Source organism: Qipengyuania sp., from assembly GCF_965277845.1.
In the GTDB taxonomy this organism is placed as follows: domain Bacteria; phylum Pseudomonadota; class Alphaproteobacteria; order Sphingomonadales; family Sphingomonadaceae; genus Qipengyuania.
On the sequence record NZ_OZ255844.1, the window covers coordinates 1,838,061 to 1,854,526 of the forward strand.

A 16,466-nucleotide genomic window follows, 5' to 3' on the forward strand; every position below is an offset into this window, starting at 1 on the left:
TAGCCCCGCATGGGCTTTCAGGCAAGGCGTCCGCCCTCAATCCCCACCGAAACGCTTGCGCAGCATGTGCCAGGCGGCGCGCAGGCCGTAGGCGTCTCCGCCCTTGGGACGACCTGGCTTCGCTTGCGGACGCCAGGCGAAGGTGTCGAAATGCGCCCAGTCGATCCCGTCCCCGACGAATTTGTCGAGGAAAAGGCCCGCCACGCTGGCTCCGGCAAAGGAATTGCTGTGGGCGTTGTTGGTGTCGGCGATGTCGGAATTGAGCCATTCCCCGTACGCTTCGGGAAGCGGCAGGCGCCAGGGTTCGTCGTCATGCGCCTTGCCCGCCGCGACCAGCGCCTCGGCGGTCGCGTCCTCGCGGGTCATCAAGGCGGGGTAGTCCGGGCCCAATGCGACGCGGGCCGCTCCCGTCAGCGTGGCGAAGTCGATAATCAGCTCGGGTTTCTCCTCGCTCGCGCGCTGCAGGGCATCGCCGAGGATAAGACGGCCTTCGGCGTCGGTATTGCCAATCTCGACCGTCAGCCCCTTGCGGGTCTTGAGCACATCGCCCGGGCGAAAGCTGTTCGAACTGATCGCGTTTTCGACCGCGGGAACCAGCAAATGCAGGCGCACCGGAAGTTTGGCACCCATGACCAACCCGGCCAGCGCGATGGCATGCGCGGCGCCGCCCATATCCTTCTTCATCAGCTTCATTCCGGCCGCGCTCTTCACATCGAGCCCGCCGGAATCGAAGCAAACGCCCTTGCCGACGATGGCGAGGACCGGGTCGCTTTCCTTGCCCCAGGTCAGGTGCATGATTCTGGGTGCATGGTGCCGCGCGGCGGCGCGGCCGACCGCGTGAACCATGGGGTATTCCTGCTCGAGCGTATCGCCCTTGGTCACCTTGAGCGTGGCGGAATGCTGTTTCGCAAGCTTCTCGCATTGCTCTTCGAGCGCGGCCGGCCCCATGTCCTCCGCGGGCGTGTTGACGAGGTCCCGCACGAGGCACACGGCCTGCGCCTCGGCCAGCGCGCGGTCGATCGCCTTCACATCCTTCGTCAGCAGCACGCGCGGGCCGACCGGGCGTTCGGGCTGCTTATAGCGATCGAAGACATATTGCGCGGTCTGCCAGCCGTGCAGCGCGGGACCGGGCTCGCCGGAAGCGCGGCGATAGGTGCCTTCGGGCAGGCTTTCGGCGAGCTTGGCCATGCACCAACTCGAAAGCTCGTCGGGTTTGGCAACGCCGCCGACGGCGAACCAGCTATCGCCATCGGGCACGATGCCGACCTGGTATCCTCCGCCGTCGAATTTCTGTGCCTCCAGCGCCGCGCGCTGGCTCGCGGACAGCTTCTTGTTCCAATCGGGAAAGGTATCGCGGTTGACGAGATGGATCGATATCGCTTCCTGCCCCCGGTCGGGCTGGATAAGCGGCTGGTTGTCGGCCATAGTGGTGATGCCCCTGTGTCTGTTCTCAGGCGTTTCATCCTAGGCGAAGGAAGCCGCCATGCGTGCGCCCCTGTTCCTGATTTCGCTCGCGCTGTCGAGTGCGGCCTGTTTCGATGGCGCGGAGTATGCGGAAAAGGCTGGCGTAGGCGAGACCGCTACAGCCAGCGCGAATGCGCCGACCGGTGAAGATTGTGCGGCAGAGCCGTATTCGTCCGAAGAGGAGACCGATCGCTACCAGTTCGCCTATTCCTGGCCCTCCGAGGTGGCTGGCGAGCCGGAACTGGCGGCGGTGCTGCGGACCAAGGCCGATGCCATGCTTGCCGAATTGCGCGGCGAGGCCGACGAGGACTGGAATTCGGCCGCGGGGCAGGAATGGACGCCGCGCCAGCACAGCGCATCGGAAGAGTGGAAGGTGGTTGCCGATCTGCCGGGTTATCTCAGCCTGTCGGGACATCTCGCCACCTATTCGGGGGGCGCTCACGGCATGTATGGATTGCAGTCGCTGGTCTGGGACCGCGAGGCGGCGGTTGCGATGAAGGGTATCGAACTGTTCAATTCGCCCGTCGCGCTGGAGCAGGCGCTCGGAAAGCGATTGTGCGATTCCCTCAACGCCGAACGCGAGGAGCGGCGCGGGATGAAGGTCGAAGAGGGCAGCGAAGACATGTTCGACAAATGCCCCGGTCTCGATGAAGCGAATGTGCTGGTCGGCTCTGCCAACGGGCGGACCTTCGACCGGATCACGGTCTATTTCGGCCCCTATGTCGCGGGTGCCTATGCCGAAGGAGATTACGAGCTGGATTTTCCGGTCACCGCTTCGGTAATCGATGCGGTCAAACCCGAACATGCGGGCGCATTCAGCGTCAATCGCTAGCCGTCTCGCATTTCGGGCGGAGAGCGCCTATGTGGGGCGAATGACCGAATATCAGGTAATCGATGCCGACGAGACCGTCTATCGCGACGGCACCATCAAGCTCCACGGGACGGAAGGCTTCGAGGGCATGCGCAAGGCCGGGCGACTGGCCGCAGAGATTCTCGACGAGCTGACCACCTTCGTGCAGCCCGGCGTGACCACGGGTGCGATCGACGATCTTGCGCGGACCATGATGCTCGATGCCGGCGCCGTGCCCGCGACGATGGGCTATCGTGGCTACACGCATAGCTGCTGCACCTCGATCAATCACGTGATCTGCCACGGTATCCCGTCGGACAAGGCGCTCAAGGAAGGCGATATCGTCAATATCGACGTGACCCCGCTCCTTGACGGCTGGCATGGTGACACCAGCCGCATGTTCTTTGCCGGAGAGCCCTCGATCAAGGCCAAGCGGCTGGTCGAGGTGACCCATGAATGTCTGATGCTGGGGATCGACGCCGCGTCGAAACCGGGCGCTCGGCTGGGCGATATCGGCGCCGCGATCGAGGCACATGCGCGCCAGTTCCGCTATGGCGTCGTGCAGGAATTCTGCGGCCATGGCCTCGGCCGCCTGTTTCACGACGCGCCCGAGGTGATCCATGCGGCGCGCGCGGGCACTGGTCCCGCACTCAAGCCGGGCATGTTCTTCACCATCGAACCTATGATCAATGCGGGGCGCCCGCACGCCAAGGTATTGCGCGACGGCTGGACCGCAGTAACGCGCGACAAGTCTCTCTCGGCGCAGTTCGAGCACTCGATCGGCATCACCGAGGACGGGGTGGAAATCTTCACCGAAAGCCCCAAGGGGCTGCACAAGCCGCCTTATTGATCCGGTTTCCATTCGTACCAAACGACCGGGTGGCCCGTACGTGGGTGAGCGGTTCTATGCATCAAGGTCATTCCGGCCTTCTCGTAAAAGGAACGTGCGTTCCGATTTGTTGCGGCGGTATGGAGTATGAAGCCATTTGGCATTTCTCGTCGAGCTTGATCGAATAGGAGTCTGCCAAGCCCAGATCCGATCGCTTCGGGGGCAACAAACAATTGGTCCAGAATGCTGGCGGCTGGCTTGGTTGCAACGAAGCCCGAGACGGTCCCTTGACGAATCGCAAGCGTGAGCGACCAGCCGTTGGCGATTTCGAGATCGATCCGCTCCCGCAGGTCGGACAAAGTAGGCATCGTCGGAGGTCCGACGCCGGGTTGGCTTGCGCTTGCGTGCCAAATCTTCGCGATCTCCGCGAAATCACTTTTTGTAGCGGGACGAAGGTTGGCCATATTCCGGTCACGCCTCTCGCGCTGCCCTGATTGCTGCTCCGGCGGCGAAGGGGGCGAGGGCGCACAGGCCGAGGCTGATCGCGCCGGTCAGCAGCAATGCACCCGGATCGGGCCGCGCGAGGGCGCCGGCACCGAAGATCAGGATCGGGACCGCCAGCGGGATCACCATCAGCCCCGCCAATGCTGCACCGCCGCGAAGCGAAGCCGTGAGCGCGGCAACCGCGAGGCCCACGGCGGCAAGGCCCGGCGTCCCGGCGAGCAGGCCGAGCAGGACCGTGCGCGTCGTTTCGCCGGACAGCCCGAGCAGGGCAGCCGCCGGCAGCGTAGCCAGCAATAGCAGCGGGCCGAAAGCGAGCCAGTGCGCGAACAGGCGAACGGCCATGGCCAGTTCCTCGCTCACGCCGCGCAGGTGAAGCTGGTCGAACACACCCGCCTCGAGATCGTCGGTGACCAGCTTTTCCAGCGGCAGGATCGCCGCCAGCAGGGCCGCGACCCATATCACCCCACCACCGGTGCGTGCGAGCCGCTGGGCGTCGGGGCCGACCGCGAAAGGATAAAGCATCGCCACCGCGAGGAAAAACAGCAGCGGCAGCACACTGCCGCCGCCACGCCCGCCGGGGACCAGCAGGCCAAGGTCGCGTTTGAGCAGGCTGGCGATCATGCCGCATACCTCGCGAGGTCGAGGATCCGGGGCGAGGGCAGGGCGATCGGCTGGTGCGAGGCGACCACCGCGATCCCGCCCCCGCTGCAATGGATCGCGATCAGTGCTTCGAAAGTCTTTTGCGCCTCGCCGTCGAGCCCGTTGAGCGGCTCGTCGAGCAACCAGATCGGACTGCCACGATTGATCAGCCGGGCAAGCGCGGCGCGTTTTTTCTGTCCTGTGGAAAGATAGCGCACCGGAACGTCCATCAGCGGGCCAAGCTGGAGCAATTGGATGGCGCGGCCCGGATCGCGGGAGCCGTCGAGACCCTCCCAGAAAGCCAACGCCTGACCCAGCGAGCGATTGCCGTCCAGCGCCAGCCGTTCGTCGACCAGCCCCATCGCCCCCTCGCGTTCGACCGTCCCGGCGAAGGGCTGCATCAGGCCAGCAAGAATGCGGATCAGGCTCGATTTTCCGATCCCGTTGGCACCGGTGATATGATAGGCATCGCCCCCCTCGCAGGCGAGCGAGAGGCCGCGGAACAACAGCCGCTCGCCCCGGCGGCAGGCAATATCCTTTGCGACGAGGCGAGCTTGCATGACCGGGGGCGATAGGCAAAAGGCGCGCGAGCGACAAGCGAGAGGAGATTCGGATACCATGACTGTCGAGCAACTGACCGAGGAAGAACGCGACAGCTGGCTGCGCGGCCTGACCGGATGGTCGCTCGTGCGCGACGGAAAGGCGATCGAGCGCAAGTTCGAATTCGCCGACTTCTCCGAAGCCTTCGCCTTCATGACCCGCGTGGCGATGATCGCCGAAACCCGCGATCACCATCCCGAATGGTTCAACGTCTACAACCGTGTCGAAGTCACGTTGACCACGCATGACGCGGGCGGCCTCAGCCTGCGTGACGTCAAGATGGCGCGCAAGATCGACGCTTTACTGGCCTAGGGCCTACTGGCCCAGCGGGCGAAAGGATTCGCGGGTCTGCTTGCGGACCCGGTCGGGCATCCAGCGCGCACCGAAGGCAATACGCTTCGCCGTCTTGCCGACGACCGTGTGCAATCTCTCGCCGTGAACGGCCGCCCATGCGGCGGCGGCGACCTCTTCCACCGGGGTGATTTCCAGACCTGCTTCCTGCACCCGCTGGCGAATGCCTTCGTTCGAACGCGCATTGGGATTATGGTCGAGCAGCGGCGTATCGATGAAGCTGGGCATGAGCGAGTGGACCTTAATGCCATCCTCTGCCCATTCGCCGTCGAGGCTCTCGGTCATCGCGCGCACGCCGAACTTGGTCGCCGAATAGACGCTGGCGCCCGGCGTTCCGTAAATTCCGGCAGCGCTCGCGGTGTTGAGCAGGCACGATCCGGGCGCGGTCTTCTTCAGATACGGATGTGCGGCCTGCGCGCCGAACAGAACGCCCTTGAGATTGATGTCTAGGCAGCGTTCGATTTCCTCGGTGCTGTTTTCGAGCAGTGAGCCGCCGAGCGGGATGCCCGCATTATTGAACACCACATCGATCCGGCCGCCCGCCGCGACGGAGAAGGCCTCCAGCGCTTCGTCCCACGCAGCGCGGTCGCGCACATCGAACACATGCGAATAAGTGAACCCATGCCCGATCATTTCCTCGGTCTCGCGCATGCCCGCCTTGTCGATATCGCCCAGGCCGACGAACCAGCCACGCTCACCGAAATAGCGGGCGACCGCCCGCCCGATGCCCGAGCCGCCCCCGGTTATGAAAATCGCCTTGCGATCGCTCATGAATTCTCTCCCGTTCGCGGCCTGGAGCGCCGCCTTGGTGTCCCGGCGCTAGAGTGCCGCGTTGTTGTATGTGTGCCAGGTGAAGATGGCCATCGCGCCGCGATAGGGGCTCCATTTGTCCCCCAGCGCGCGCGTTTCCTTCTCGCTCGGGCGTGCGGGCAGGTCGAGCAGCCTGCCGACTGCCTCCTGCACGGCGAGATCGCCAGCCGGCCAGATGTTCGCGCGACCTTCCGCGAACAGCAGGTAGATCTCGGCCGACCAGCGACCGATGCCCTTGATGCGGGTCAATTCGGCGATGGCTTGCTCGTCATCTTCGGGCAGGTCGGCCAGGTCGAGTTCACCGCTGGCGACGAGCTCGCACAATGAGCGTGCATAGCCCTGTTTCTGGCGCGACAGGCCGCAGGCGCGCAGCGTATCGAAGTCGCGGGCGAGCAATTCCCGCGCATGCATGTCCTCGCCAAGCTCCGCTTCGAGCTTGTTCCATACCGATTGCGCCGAGGCGACGCTGACCTGCTGGCCGACGATCGTGCGCAGTAACGTGCGGTATCCGATGGGGCGAATGCGTTCCTCGGGGTATCCGCAGCGCTCGATCGCAGCGGCAACCACCGGGTCGCCATCGGCGACCGCATCGAGATGTTCGCGCAATTGTGCGTTGGTCAGTCCCATGGCCAGTACGCTTGCCTTCCCCGCCGCGATTGAATAGCAGCCGCTCGCATAGGGTCGACGAGTGGCCCTTTGCAACCGAGGATACGCGCAATGCCGAAACTGATCGTGACCACCCGCGAAGGCGAGACCAGCGAAATCGATGTCGCCGATGGCCTGACCGTGATGGAAGCGATCCGCGACAACGGCTTCGACGAGCTGCTGGCGCTGTGCGGCGGTTGCTGTTCCTGCGCCACCTGTCACGTCCATGTCGATGCGGCCTTTACCGACAAACTGCCCGAAATGAGCGAGGATGAGGACGATCTGCTGGAATCGACCGACCACCGCGAAGCCACCTCGCGCCTGTCGTGCCAGATCCCGTTTACGGCGGAACTCGACGGGTTGAAGGTTACGATCGCGCCGGAGGACTAATGGCGTCTGATAGCGCCTGACTGCGTCAGTCGCTGCGCCCTGTTCCAGCCCGCTCCCCCTCCCGGCCACCCATACAATACCGTGCGGTGGGTGGCCGGGAGGGGGAGCGGGATGGAACAGCCAAGGGCCGGACGGAGATCCGGCACGCACGCAACAAACAATCACTCCCCCTATTCCCCCTGCAAGCGCATGTAGTTTGCACCGCCGCTACGGCGCGCCTACTTCCCGCATCATGACATCAATTCCCGTACGCGAGCACACGCTCGACCTAATCGGCAATACGCCGCTCGTCCGCCTCGAAGGACCGAGCGCGGAGGCCGGCTGCGACATTTTCGGCAAGTGCGAATTCGCCAACCCGGGCGCGAGCGTGAAGGACCGCGCGGCGCTATACATCATCCGCGATGCGGAGGAGCGTGGCGAGTTGAAGCCCGGCGGCACCGTGGTCGAAGGCACGGCCGGCAATACCGGCATCGGCATTGCGCTGGTTGCCAATGCGCTGGGCTATCGCACGATCATCGTGATGCCCGACAACCAGTCGAAAGAGAAAATGGACACCATCCGTGCGCTCGGCGCGGAGCTGGTGACAGTCCCGCCGACCAAATATGCCGACTGCAACCATTTCCAGCACGTCTCGCGCCGGATGGCGGGCGAAATCGACGGCGCGATCTGGGCGGGTCAGTTCGACAATACCGCCAACCGCAAGGCGCATATCGAAACCACGGCGAAGGAGCTGTGGGAGCAGCTGGAAGGCCGGATCGACGGCTTCACCTGCGCCGCGGGCACCGGCGGGACGATTGCCGGCGTCGGCATGGGGCTCAAGGAATTCGACGATAACGTCGTTATCGCGCTGACCGATCCACATGGCGCGGCGCTCTACAACTACTTCGCTCATGGCGAGCTCAAGGCAGAAGGTTCGTCGGTGGCCGAGGGAATCGGGCAGGGCCGGATCACCGCCAACCTCGAAGGCGCGCCCATCGATACGCAATTTCGCATTTCGGACGAGGAAGGACTCGCCTGGGTGGCGCGCCTGCTTCGCGAGGAGGGACTGTGTCTCGGCCTGTCGAGCGGGATCAATGTCGCGGGCGCGATCGCGCTGGGCAGGCAGCTTGTCGACGAGGGGCGCGAGAAACCGCGCGTGGCCACCATCCTGTGCGACAACGGTTTTCGTTACTTGTCGACGCTCTACAACGCCGAGTGGCTGGCGTCGAAGAACCTGCCCGTATTCGACTGGTTGCAATCGGGCGATTGACTGGCGGGCCGGGACCCCTAGGCTAATGCGCGTGCCCCAATTTTTCGACATGAGCCGCAAACCGCCCGTGGGCGAACTGCCCGACGTGCCCGGCAACGATGCCCGTCGCGAGCGTACCGTGCAGCGGTTGCAAATCGGCATTACCGGCATCGTGATGATGATCCTCCTGGTCGGCCTTGCCAGCATCATCCAGGACCGTGCTGCCGAAACCGATGCGACTACCGTGCCCGCTGCCGCCCCCACGACCGAGCCGACACAGGCTCCGCCGCAGAATGACCCTCTGGTCGAGGCCGGCGTCGTACCCGACTTGCCTGTCCAGCCGACGCCGACCGCAGCCGCCACGCCGACCCCCGGTGCGCAGGCCGATATCGATGTTCCGCCTGCCACGAATTAGCGCATTGTCCGCAGTCCTCGCACTGGTTCTCTCTGCCTGCGCTCCAGGGCAGGCGGGCGAAGAGACCTTGCCCAAGCCGCGCGTGGGCCTGTTCACCAGCCTGCCGATCTACTGGGGCGAAGGCGATTTTGGCGAAATCCTCGACGGCGAGGCCGAGCAGAACTGGGTGCGCGCCGAGTTGGAGACGCGGTTCGAACTTGTCCCGCTCGATACGCTCGAACCCGATGCGCTGTCAGGACTGGAGCGGGTGATCCTTGCCCAGCCACGCGCGCTTGCGCCATCGGAAAACGCATCCTTCGACGAATGGGTGTCACAAGGCGGACGGGCCGTGATCCTGGCCGATCCGATGCTCACGCGCCATTCGCATTATCCGATCGGCGACCGCCGCCGACCGCAGGATGTGGTGTTGCTTTCGCCCATTCTTTCGCATTGGGGAGTGGCGCTGCAGTTCGACGAAAGCCAGCCGGAAGGCGAGCGCGAGGTCGCGTGGAATGGCCGTGCTTTTCCGGTCAACCTGCGGGGCCGCTTTACCGAAGCGGATACCGGTGCCGGTGACCGGTCCTGTGAGGTCGATGGCGACGGGCTGGTGGCGCGCTGCGCGCGCGGCGCCGGGGAGGCACTCTTGTTCGCAGATGCTGCCCTGCTGGACTGGGAGGATAGCGGACCGGTACCGCAGGCTCGCCGGGATGCCCTGTGGGACTTGCTCGCACCGCTTGCCGCCGACCGGCAGCTGTCCGCGAATTGACACGGGAAATTGCGGGAAGCAGGCCGGGATTTTGCGGGATGTCTCCTGCGACTCCGCGGAATTGCGTTGATTTCCATAGTCTTCGTTCAGAAAGTGTTAGGAAATTCGAGACGTAAGGCCGTCAAAAAATATCTATAAAACAGATATTTACAGGCTTATCCCGTAAAATCCCGTAATTTTCCCTTCCATCCCCGCCTGTCCCGAGGTAAACCGCCAAGACATCGGACAGCACTGTCTATGCGCGCTCGGCCCGCGGGCGGAGCGGCTCGCCCATTCGCATGGGCGAGTGCGGAAAGGTGCTGCCTGGTGAGGAGGTAAGTAAAGCCGTTTCGGGGAATGGGGACAGTGTCTTTCGGAGGGTACAGCGGTCAGGCCTATTCGCCCGCGGGCGACAAGGGCCGCTTCGTGCTTCCGCCACTGTTCCGCAAGGCCGTCAAAGAAAGCAGCGACGGCCGCGTGCTGTGTCTGATGAAGCATCCCGGCTGGAACTGCCTCGTCGGCTTCGGTCTCAGCCGCAAGCCCGAACTCGAAGCCCAGCTCGACCGCGAGGAAGAGCTCGCCGTGCGCCTCGGCAAGGAATTCGACCGCGATACGCGGTCCAGCCAATTGTTCGGCTTCCAGGAAATGCCGTTCGACGACAGCGGTCGTTTCGTCATGCCCGATCACCTGCGCGTACTCGGCAGGATCGAGGACGGACTCTATTTCCAGGGCGGCGGGCGCTTCTTCACGCTGTGGAACCCGAGCGAATTGGCCCAGATGGGCGACGATTGGGCGGGCGCCAAGGCCGCGTGCGAGAGCTTCCTCGCCGACGCGAAGGCGAAGTCCGGGAAGGGCGGGGGAAAATGACCGGCGCCCCGCACATTCCCGTCCTGCTCGACGAAGTGATCGAAGCGCTCGATCCGAAGCCGGGCGACGTCGTGATCGACGCGACCTTCGGCGCGGGCGGCTATACGCGCGCGCTGCTCGATCGCGGCGCGACGGTGCATGCCTTCGACCGGGATCCCGATGCCGTGGCCTCGGGTCGCACCTGGCGCGAGACGGAGGAAAATCCGCCGCGCCTCGTTCTTCATCCGCACCGCTTTTCCGAGATGCTCGACGTCATGACGTCGGCCGGCATCGCTGCCGTGGACGGCGTGGTGATGGATATCGGCGTGTCCTCGATGCAGCTCGATCAGGCGCATCGCGGGTTCGCCTTCTCGGTTGACGGGCCGCTCGACATGCGCATGAGCCAGGACGGGGAAAGCGCTGCCGATTTTCTCAATACGGCGGACGAAAAGGCGATCGCCGATGTCCTCTATACCTATGGCGAAGAGCGCCAGTCGCGCCGGGTCGCGCGCGCTATCGTCGCCTCGCGTCCGCTGGAGACCACCGGCGAGCTGGCGCGGGTCGTGCGCAAGGCGCTGGGGCACAAGCCGCACGACAAGAAGGACCCGGCCACGCGCACTTTCCAGGCCGTCAGGATCCACGTGAATGGCGAGCTCGACGAATTGACCCAGGGTCTGTCGGCCGCCGAACACCTGCTGTGTGAAGGGGGCCGCCTTGCGGTGGTCAGCTTCCACAGTCTCGAAGACCGGATCGTCAAGCGCTTCCTGCGCGAGGCGTCCTCAACCCCGAGCGCCTCGCGTCACGTCCCTATGGTGGCGCAGGACGATCCGGTCTTTTCGAATGTCAGCAAGGCGATCAAGCCGGGCGCGGCCGAGATCGAACGCAACCCGCGTGCGCGCTCCTCGGTGCTGCGCCACGCCACCCGCACCGCAACCCCTGCGCGGGAGGCGGCGTAATGGTTGGCGGGTCGCGTATCAGGCAGATCGGCTGGGCGCTGGTGCTCGGCGTGTGCTTCGCTCTGCTTCTCGCGCTGACCTTCAAGGTCAATGCGGTGAAAAGCGACGTGCGCCTCGCTGAACGCCAGATCATTGCCGCGCAGCGTGCCAAGCTCATGCTCGAAACCGAGTTCGAAACCCGCGCCAGCCAGCAGCAGCTGTCCGACTGGAACGCGGTGGAATTCGGCTATTCCGCGCCGCGTGCCGACCAATATCTCGAAAGCGAGCGCCAGCTTGCCGTACTGGGCGCACCGCGCGGGATCGATGCGCCGGCGCCGGTGCGCGTCGCGCTCAACCGCCCCGCGCCCGAAAGCGAAAGCCTGTTTGCCGAGTGGATCGAGGATGAAGGACCGGGTGTCCAGAGCGCCCCTGCGGAACGCCGTGAGCTCGCGGCCGCGGGCGGCCTTGCCGAGCGCCTAGCGAGCCCGACGGTCGGCAGGACCGCTGTTGCCGAGGTGAGCCAGTGAACGCCTTCACCGGCTTCGGCCCCGCCGTGGCCGCGGGCAGAAGCGGGCATGGGGCGGTCAGCATGGCGGTGGCATCCGGCCGCGTCCAGCTCGTCACCATCCGTCATCGCTCGCTTACTCTCGCGCGCTTTCGCATCCTATGGATCGCGCTGGGCTTTGCCTTCGTGGCGCTGATGGCGCTGGTGCGGATCGGCTATCTCGGCATGTCGGATCACGGCATGCGCGGTACTTCGCTCGAAGAGGCCCTGCTCCCGCCGCGCGGGGAGATCACCGACCGCAACGGCGTGCCTCTCGCGCGCGCTTTTCCCGCTTATGCGCTGTGGTTCAATCCCAAGGCGCTGGGGGAGGAGGGCGCGCCGCTGGTGCGCGATCCCGAAACCGTCGCCGCCAAACTCAAGGCGATCTTTCCCGATCTCGACGAAGAGGCCGTCGCCGCGCAACTGACCTCTGGCAAACAGGGCTATATCCGCCGCCGCGTCCTGCCCGAAGAAGCCAATCGCGTGCAGGAAATCGGCGAGCTGGCGCTCGAAATGCCGATGGAGAACGACCGCCATTATCCGCAAGGGTCGATGGCCGCCCACGTGCTCGGCTATGTCGCCGCGGACGGCAAGGGACGTGTCGGTATGGAGCAGGTGCTCGATGCCCAGCTGTCCAATCCGGCAACCCGGGGAACACCGGTAGCCCTATCGATCGATTCGCGCGTCCAGGGCGCGCTGGAAGACGAACTGCGGCGCGGCATGAAGCTGGTCCAGGCGCAGGGCGGGGCGGGGATCGTGCTCGATGTCGACACGGGCGAAGTGCTTGCGCTGGCCTCGCTACCCGAGTTCGACCCCAACAAGATCGATGCGCGCGGCCAGAAGCTCATGTTCAACCGGGTGACCAACCAGGTCTACGAACTCGGATCGACCTTCAAGCCGCTCTCGGTCGCTGCGGCCATCGATGCGGGCGTGGTGCGCAATCTCGGGCGCCGCTGGGATGCCAGCCCGGTCAAGGTCGGGCGGTTCAGCATCCGCGACAGCCACGACATGGGTGACGATCTCAATGTGGTCGAGACGCTGATCCATTCCTCCAACACCGTTACTGCGCGGGTGGTCGACGAACTTGGGCCCGAGCGTATGCGCCGCACGATGATCGATCTCGGCATGAACGAGCGCCCCTATATCGAGCTTCCGGCAAAGGGTTTCCCGATCTGGCCGGGTGAGAAATGGCCGCGTCTGCGCTCGATGACGGTCGGCTATGGCCACGGGATCGCCGTCACCCCGCTGCACCTTGCCAGCGCCTATGCGGCCATGGTCAATGGCGGTATCTGGCGCCCGGCGACGCTCAAGAAACTGGGGCCGGGCGAAGCGCCCAAGGGCCGCCGCGTGTTCAAGGCGTCGACCTCGAGCCGGATGCGCCAGATCCTGCGCGCGACCTCGATCTATGGTACCGGCAAGAACGGCGATGCGCCGGGTTACCGCGTGGGCGGCAAGACCGGCTCGGCCGAAAAACCCGGTGGCAAGGCAGGTTATCGCCGGACCGCGTTGGTTTCGACCTTTGCCGCGGCCTTCCCGATGGATCGTCCGCGCTATGTCGTGATCGCCATGCTCGACGAGCCGCGCGGTACGCTTGCCAGCTCGTACCAGCGGACCGCGGCGTGGAACGCCGCACCCATCGTCGGGCGGTTGGTGCCGCGGATCGGCCCGTTGATCGGCGTGCGTCCCGACGATACGCGCGACGTCGACATTTCGGATATCAAGCCGCTGATCCCGGAGGCGAACAAGTGAAGCTTGCCAAGCTCTGCGCCGAGGCGGGGATCGCCTGCGATGCCGAGGCAAACGTGACGGGTTTTGCCATCGACAACCGCAAGGTTGCGCCCGGCACCGTGTTCGGCGCGTTCCAGGGCACCAGGGTCAATGGCGAGGATTTCATTCCTGCCGCCATCGAAAGCGGCGCCGTGGCAGTGGTCGCGCGGCCCGAGGCCAAGGTCGAAGGTGCGATCCATATCGCCGACGGTATCCCGCGCCGCGCCTTCGCCGATCTGGCCGCGCGTTTCTATACGCCCGTCCCCGAACATATCGTCGCGGTCACCGGCACCAATGGCAAGACTTCGACCGTCGAGATGACGCGCCAGATCTGGCGCATGGCGGGCGAGCGCGCGGCGAGCATCGGCACGCTGGGGGTGACGACCCCGGACGAGAGCGTTTCGACCGGGCTGACGACGCCCGACATCGTCACCTTCCTGTCCAACCTCAGCGGGCTTGCGCGCGAAGGCGTGACGCATGTCGCCTACGAGGCATCGAGCCACGGCCTGTCGCAATATCGCAACGAAGGCGTGCCCGTCATGGCTGCGGGGTTCACCAACTTCAGCCGCGACCATCTCGACTACCACGCGGACATGGAAGACTATTTCGCCGCCAAGATGCGCCTCTTCGACGAGGTCGTCTCGGACGATGCCACGGCGGTGATCTGGATGGGATCGGGCGAAAGCGGCTGGAACGCGCGCGTGATCGAACATGCCGAGCGACGCGGGCTCGCCATCATGACCGTCGGCGAGCAGGGCGCGGCGATCCGGCTGACCAGGCGCGAGCCGACCCAGCTCGGCCAGTCGCTCACGGTCGAGCACCAGGGCAAGAGCCGGACGATAAACCTGCCGCTGATCGGCGCCTATCAGGTGTCCAACGCGCTGACTGCGGCCGGCCTTGCGCTGGCGACTGGAATCGAGGCGGGGCTCGTTTGGGATGCGGTCGCGCGCCTGCAGCCCGTGCGCGGACGGCTCGAGCGTGCGGTCATCGCGCCGTCGGGGGCGCCGGTCTATATCGATTATGCGCACACCGCCGACGCGCTTGAAGCTGCAATCGCGGCATTGCGACCGCATGTTTCAGGAAGGCTCATTACCGTATTCGGGGCGGGCGGCGACCGCGATCACGGTAAGCGCGAGCCCATGGGTGAAGCGGCCGCAAAGGCCAGCGACCTCGTGATTGTGACCGACGACAATCCGCGCGGCGAGGATCCTGCGGAAATCCGCCGCCAGGTGCTTGCAGGCGCGCCGCAGGCACGCGAAGTTGGCGGACGTCGCGAAGCCATCCTCGCAGCCATCGCCGAAGCGGGTGCGGACGATATCGTCCTTATCGCCGGCAAGGGACATGAAACGGGTCAGATCATCGGATCGGGAGAGAACATGCGGGTGTTGCCCTTCGACGACGTCGAGGTCGCGCGCGAATGCGCGGCGGAAATTGCCAGAGGTGACGCATGAGCGCGGCAATCCTGCGCCATCCGGCCTATGTCGAATGGCCTGCCGATCCGCGCGACCGCTTGCCGCTAACGCTGTGGGATGCGCAGAGTATCGCCCAGGCGGTCGGTGGAATCGCAAGCCATGACTTCCAGGTTGCGGGCGTCGAGATGGACAGCCGCGACGTGGTCAATGGCGATCTGTTCATTGCGCTCAAGGGCGAGACGATGGACGGCCATCGCTTCCTCGACAAGGCTTTCGCCAATGGCGCATCCGGCGCAATCGTCGATCGCCCGGTAGACTGGCCGCACATCCTCGTCGAAGACACCACCGAAGCGTTGAAGGCACTTGCCCGTGCGGCGCGCAGCCGGGTTGAGGCGAAAATCATCGGCGTGACCGGCTCGGTCGGCAAGACCGGCGTCAAAGAAGCAATCTTCGCCAGCCTCGAGCGCGCCAGCCGCGGGGCCGCGCACCGTTCGACGCGCAGCTACAACAACCATGTCGGCGTTCCTCTCAGCCTTGCGCGCATGCCCGCGCGCAGCCGTTTCGGCGTGTTCGAGATGGGCATGAACCACGCAGGCGAGATCGAAGGGCTGACCACCCAGGTCCGTCCGCATGTTGCGGTGATCACCACCATCGCGCCGGCACATATCGAAAACCTCGGCAGCATGGAGGCGATCGCCGACGCCAAGGCGGAAATCTTTGCCGGGCTCGAACCGGGCGGCGTCGCGGTGCTCCCTGCCGACAGCGAGTATTACCAGCGCCTCAAGCTTGCCGCGCTGCGCGCAGGGGCGCGGGTCGTCAGCTTCGGCAAGGCACGCTTCGCCGACGTGCGCTTGCTCGACGCGATCCCCAGCGCCAATGGCGGCAGCCTCGTGACCTGCGAATTTCCCGAAGGGCGGCTGTGCTATACCGTCGCCGAACCCGGCGATCACTGGGTGGTGAACTCGCTTGCGGTCATGGCGACCGTGCGGGCGGCAGGCGGAGACATGGCAGCGGCCGGCCTCGCGCTTGCCGAAATGGGCGGGCTCAAGGGCCGCGGCGCGCGTCACGGGATCGATGTACCCGGCGGCAAGGCTTTGTTGATCGACGAGAGTTACAATGCCAATCCCGCCAGCATGCGCGCCACGCTGGCGCAGCTTGGCCAGACCCCTTCGGGTCGTCGCATCGCCGTGCTCGGCTCGATGAAGGAACTGGGCGATTTCGGTCCGCAGTTCCACGCCGCGCTCGTCGAACCCTTGCTGGCCGCCGATGTCGACTATGCCGTTCTGGTCGGTGACGAGATGACCTACCTCGCGCGGGAACTGGGGAAACCGAAGGGCTGCGTCCTTGGCAAGCCGATCGCCTGGGCGCATTGCCAGACGGCCGACGAGGCGGTCGAGTTGCTCGAAGACTTCGGTGTCGTCGCGGGCGATGCGGTGCTGATCAAGGGTTCCAACTCGGTCGGTCTCGGCCGGCTCGTGGATCATTTCACCCGCGCCGGTTAGGCGCGACGAGA

19 protein-coding genes are annotated in these 16,466 nt (G+C 65.2%); 13 read left to right on the forward strand and 6 right to left on the reverse strand.

Translation table 11 applies throughout. The features are described 5' to 3' along the window. Positions 1-36: 36 nt before the first annotated feature. The gene (locus tag ACQY4G_RS08910) at positions 37-1,425 is read right to left on the reverse strand and encodes a leucyl aminopeptidase family protein (protein ID WP_421990351.1); all 1,389 of its coding nucleotides are present in this window, start codon (positions 1,423-1,425) and stop codon (positions 37-39) included. A gap of 58 nt (positions 1,426-1,483) precedes the next feature. Between ACQY4G_RS08910 and ACQY4G_RS08915 the strand changes: the two genes are divergently transcribed. Together ACQY4G_RS08915 and map are read left to right on the forward strand one after the other, a co-directional pair. Beyond that, on the forward strand, positions 1,484-2,296 hold the full coding sequence (locus tag ACQY4G_RS08915) for a DUF3298 and DUF4163 domain-containing protein (RefSeq protein WP_421990353.1): 813 nt from the start codon (positions 1,484-1,486) through the stop codon (positions 2,294-2,296). 40 nt (positions 2,297-2,336) lie between these two features. Next, the gene (gene map / locus ACQY4G_RS08920) at positions 2,337-3,164 is read left to right on the forward strand and encodes a type I methionyl aminopeptidase (RefSeq protein ID WP_291170044.1); all 828 of its coding nucleotides are present in this window, start codon (positions 2,337-2,339) and stop codon (positions 3,162-3,164) included. On the opposite strand, the gene ACQY4G_RS08925 is transcribed toward map, so the two are convergent. From ACQY4G_RS08925 to ccmA, 3 genes are read right to left on the reverse strand one after another with little or no spacing between them, the layout of a single operon-like run. Beyond that, a complete protein-coding gene (locus tag ACQY4G_RS08925; protein WP_421990355.1) occupies positions 3,158-3,607 on the reverse strand; it encodes a GNAT family N-acetyltransferase in 450 nt (149 codons plus the stop codon). The genes map and ACQY4G_RS08925 overlap by 7 nt on opposite strands. Before the next feature lie 7 nt (positions 3,608-3,614). Beyond that, complete coding sequence (locus ACQY4G_RS08930) at positions 3,615-4,268, reverse strand: heme exporter protein CcmB (protein WP_421990357.1); 654 nt, start codon at positions 4,266-4,268, stop codon at positions 3,615-3,617. Next, on the reverse strand, positions 4,265-4,846 hold the full coding sequence (ccmA, locus tag ACQY4G_RS08935; protein ID WP_421990359.1) for a heme ABC exporter ATP-binding protein CcmA: 582 nt from the start codon (positions 4,844-4,846) through the stop codon (positions 4,265-4,267). Before ccmA ends, ACQY4G_RS08930 begins: the two co-directional genes overlap by 4 nt. 58 nt (positions 4,847-4,904) lie before the next feature. On the opposite strand from ccmA, the gene ACQY4G_RS08940 reads away from it, so the two are divergent. Further along, positions 4,905-5,198: a 4a-hydroxytetrahydrobiopterin dehydratase gene (locus ACQY4G_RS08940; protein ID WP_067691439.1), complete on the forward strand. Its 294-nt coding sequence runs from the start codon at positions 4,905-4,907 to the stop codon at positions 5,196-5,198. 3 nt (positions 5,199-5,201) lie between these two features. Here ACQY4G_RS08940 and ACQY4G_RS08945 read toward each other — a convergent pair whose 3' ends face one another. After that, complete coding sequence (locus ACQY4G_RS08945) at positions 5,202-6,008, reverse strand: SDR family oxidoreductase (protein WP_421990361.1); 807 nt, start codon at positions 6,006-6,008, stop codon at positions 5,202-5,204. A gap of 48 nt (positions 6,009-6,056) precedes the next feature. After that, on the reverse strand, positions 6,057-6,674 hold the full coding sequence (locus ACQY4G_RS08950; RefSeq protein WP_067691434.1) for a DNA-3-methyladenine glycosylase family protein: 618 nt from the start codon (positions 6,672-6,674) through the stop codon (positions 6,057-6,059). A 90-nt stretch (positions 6,675-6,764) separates the two neighbouring features. Here ACQY4G_RS08950 and ACQY4G_RS08955 point away from each other — a divergent pair, with 90 nt between their 5' ends. The 10 genes from ACQY4G_RS08955 (at position 6,765) to ACQY4G_RS09000 (ending at position 16,455) form a co-directional block, all read left to right on the forward strand. Then, positions 6,765-7,082 (forward strand): 2Fe-2S iron-sulfur cluster-binding protein, encoded by a 318-nt coding sequence (locus ACQY4G_RS08955; RefSeq protein ID WP_067691431.1) that lies wholly within the window; start codon positions 6,765-6,767, stop codon positions 7,080-7,082. A 232-nt stretch (positions 7,083-7,314) separates the two neighbouring features. Next, the gene (locus ACQY4G_RS08960) at positions 7,315-8,331 is read left to right on the forward strand and encodes a cysteine synthase A (protein ID WP_421990363.1); all 1,017 of its coding nucleotides are present in this window, start codon (positions 7,315-7,317) and stop codon (positions 8,329-8,331) included. Between the two features lie 31 nt (positions 8,332-8,362). After that, positions 8,363-8,725 carry a hypothetical protein gene (locus tag ACQY4G_RS08965; protein ID WP_157075100.1) on the forward strand — a complete coding sequence of 121 codons (363 nt, stop codon included), beginning with the start codon at positions 8,363-8,365 and terminating at the stop codon, positions 8,723-8,725. A 4-nt stretch (positions 8,726-8,729) separates the two neighbouring features. Continuing rightward, complete coding sequence (locus tag ACQY4G_RS08970) at positions 8,730-9,470, forward strand: ABC transporter (RefSeq protein WP_421990365.1); 741 nt, start codon at positions 8,730-8,732, stop codon at positions 9,468-9,470. Between the two features lie 345 nt (positions 9,471-9,815). After that, positions 9,816-10,316, forward strand: coding sequence for a division/cell wall cluster transcriptional repressor MraZ (locus ACQY4G_RS08975; protein WP_369815357.1), 501 nt, complete (start codon positions 9,816-9,818; stop codon positions 10,314-10,316). Further along, positions 10,313-11,251: a 16S rRNA (cytosine(1402)-N(4))-methyltransferase RsmH gene (gene rsmH / locus ACQY4G_RS08980; protein ID WP_421990367.1), complete on the forward strand. Its 939-nt coding sequence runs from the start codon at positions 10,313-10,315 to the stop codon at positions 11,249-11,251. Before ACQY4G_RS08975 ends, rsmH begins: the two co-directional genes overlap by 4 nt. After that, a complete protein-coding gene (locus ACQY4G_RS08985; protein WP_421990369.1) occupies positions 11,251-11,757 on the forward strand; it encodes a hypothetical protein in 507 nt (168 codons plus the stop codon). The genes rsmH and ACQY4G_RS08985 overlap by 1 nt, the downstream gene beginning before the upstream one ends. 62 nt (positions 11,758-11,819) lie before the next feature. After that, the gene (locus ACQY4G_RS08990) at positions 11,820-13,523 is read left to right on the forward strand and encodes a peptidoglycan D,D-transpeptidase FtsI family protein (protein ID WP_421993596.1); all 1,704 of its coding nucleotides are present in this window, start codon (positions 11,820-11,822) and stop codon (positions 13,521-13,523) included. Then, positions 13,520-14,992 carry a UDP-N-acetylmuramoyl-L-alanyl-D-glutamate--2,6-diaminopimelate ligase gene (locus tag ACQY4G_RS08995; RefSeq protein WP_421990371.1) on the forward strand — a complete coding sequence of 491 codons (1,473 nt, stop codon included), beginning with the start codon at positions 13,520-13,522 and terminating at the stop codon, positions 14,990-14,992. Before ACQY4G_RS08990 ends, ACQY4G_RS08995 begins: the two co-directional genes overlap by 4 nt. Then, positions 14,989-16,455, forward strand: coding sequence for a UDP-N-acetylmuramoyl-tripeptide--D-alanyl-D-alanine ligase (locus tag ACQY4G_RS09000; protein WP_421990373.1), 1,467 nt, complete (start codon positions 14,989-14,991; stop codon positions 16,453-16,455). The genes ACQY4G_RS08995 and ACQY4G_RS09000 overlap by 4 nt, the downstream gene beginning before the upstream one ends. Positions 16,456-16,466 lie beyond the last annotated feature (11 nt).

Coding starts and splice junctions, on each gene's coding strand:
- ACQY4G_RS08990 (WP_421993596.1), top strand. CDS start 11,820: ATGGCGGTGGCATCCGGCCGCGTCCAGCTCGTCACCATCCGTCATCGC.
- ACQY4G_RS08930 (WP_421990357.1), bottom strand. CDS start 4,268: ATGATCGCCAGCCTGCTCAAACGCGACCTTGGCCTGCTGGTCCCCGGC.
- ACQY4G_RS08960 (WP_421990363.1), top strand. CDS start 7,315: ATGACATCAATTCCCGTACGCGAGCACACGCTCGACCTAATCGGCAAT.
- ccmA (WP_421990359.1), bottom strand. CDS start 4,846: ATGCAAGCTCGCCTCGTCGCAAAGGATATTGCCTGCCGCCGGGGCGAG.
- ACQY4G_RS08955 (WP_067691431.1), top strand. CDS start 6,765: ATGCCGAAACTGATCGTGACCACCCGCGAAGGCGAGACCAGCGAAATC.
- ACQY4G_RS09000 (WP_421990373.1), top strand. CDS start 14,989: ATGAGCGCGGCAATCCTGCGCCATCCGGCCTATGTCGAATGGCCTGCC.
- ACQY4G_RS08945 (WP_421990361.1), bottom strand. CDS start 6,008: ATGAGCGATCGCAAGGCGATTTTCATAACCGGGGGCGGCTCGGGCATC.
- map (WP_291170044.1), top strand. CDS start 2,337: ATGACCGAATATCAGGTAATCGATGCCGACGAGACCGTCTATCGCGAC.
- ACQY4G_RS08910 (WP_421990351.1), bottom strand. CDS start 1,425: ATGGCCGACAACCAGCCGCTTATCCAGCCCGACCGGGGGCAGGAAGCG.
- ACQY4G_RS08915 (WP_421990353.1), top strand. CDS start 1,484: ATGCGTGCGCCCCTGTTCCTGATTTCGCTCGCGCTGTCGAGTGCGGCC.
- rsmH (WP_421990367.1), top strand. CDS start 10,313: ATGACCGGCGCCCCGCACATTCCCGTCCTGCTCGACGAAGTGATCGAA.
- ACQY4G_RS08925 (WP_421990355.1), bottom strand. CDS start 3,607: ATGGCCAACCTTCGTCCCGCTACAAAAAGTGATTTCGCGGAGATCGCG.
- ACQY4G_RS08985 (WP_421990369.1), top strand. CDS start 11,251: ATGGTTGGCGGGTCGCGTATCAGGCAGATCGGCTGGGCGCTGGTGCTC.
- ACQY4G_RS08950 (WP_067691434.1), bottom strand. CDS start 6,674: ATGGGACTGACCAACGCACAATTGCGCGAACATCTCGATGCGGTCGCC.
- ACQY4G_RS08940 (WP_067691439.1), top strand. CDS start 4,905: ATGACTGTCGAGCAACTGACCGAGGAAGAACGCGACAGCTGGCTGCGC.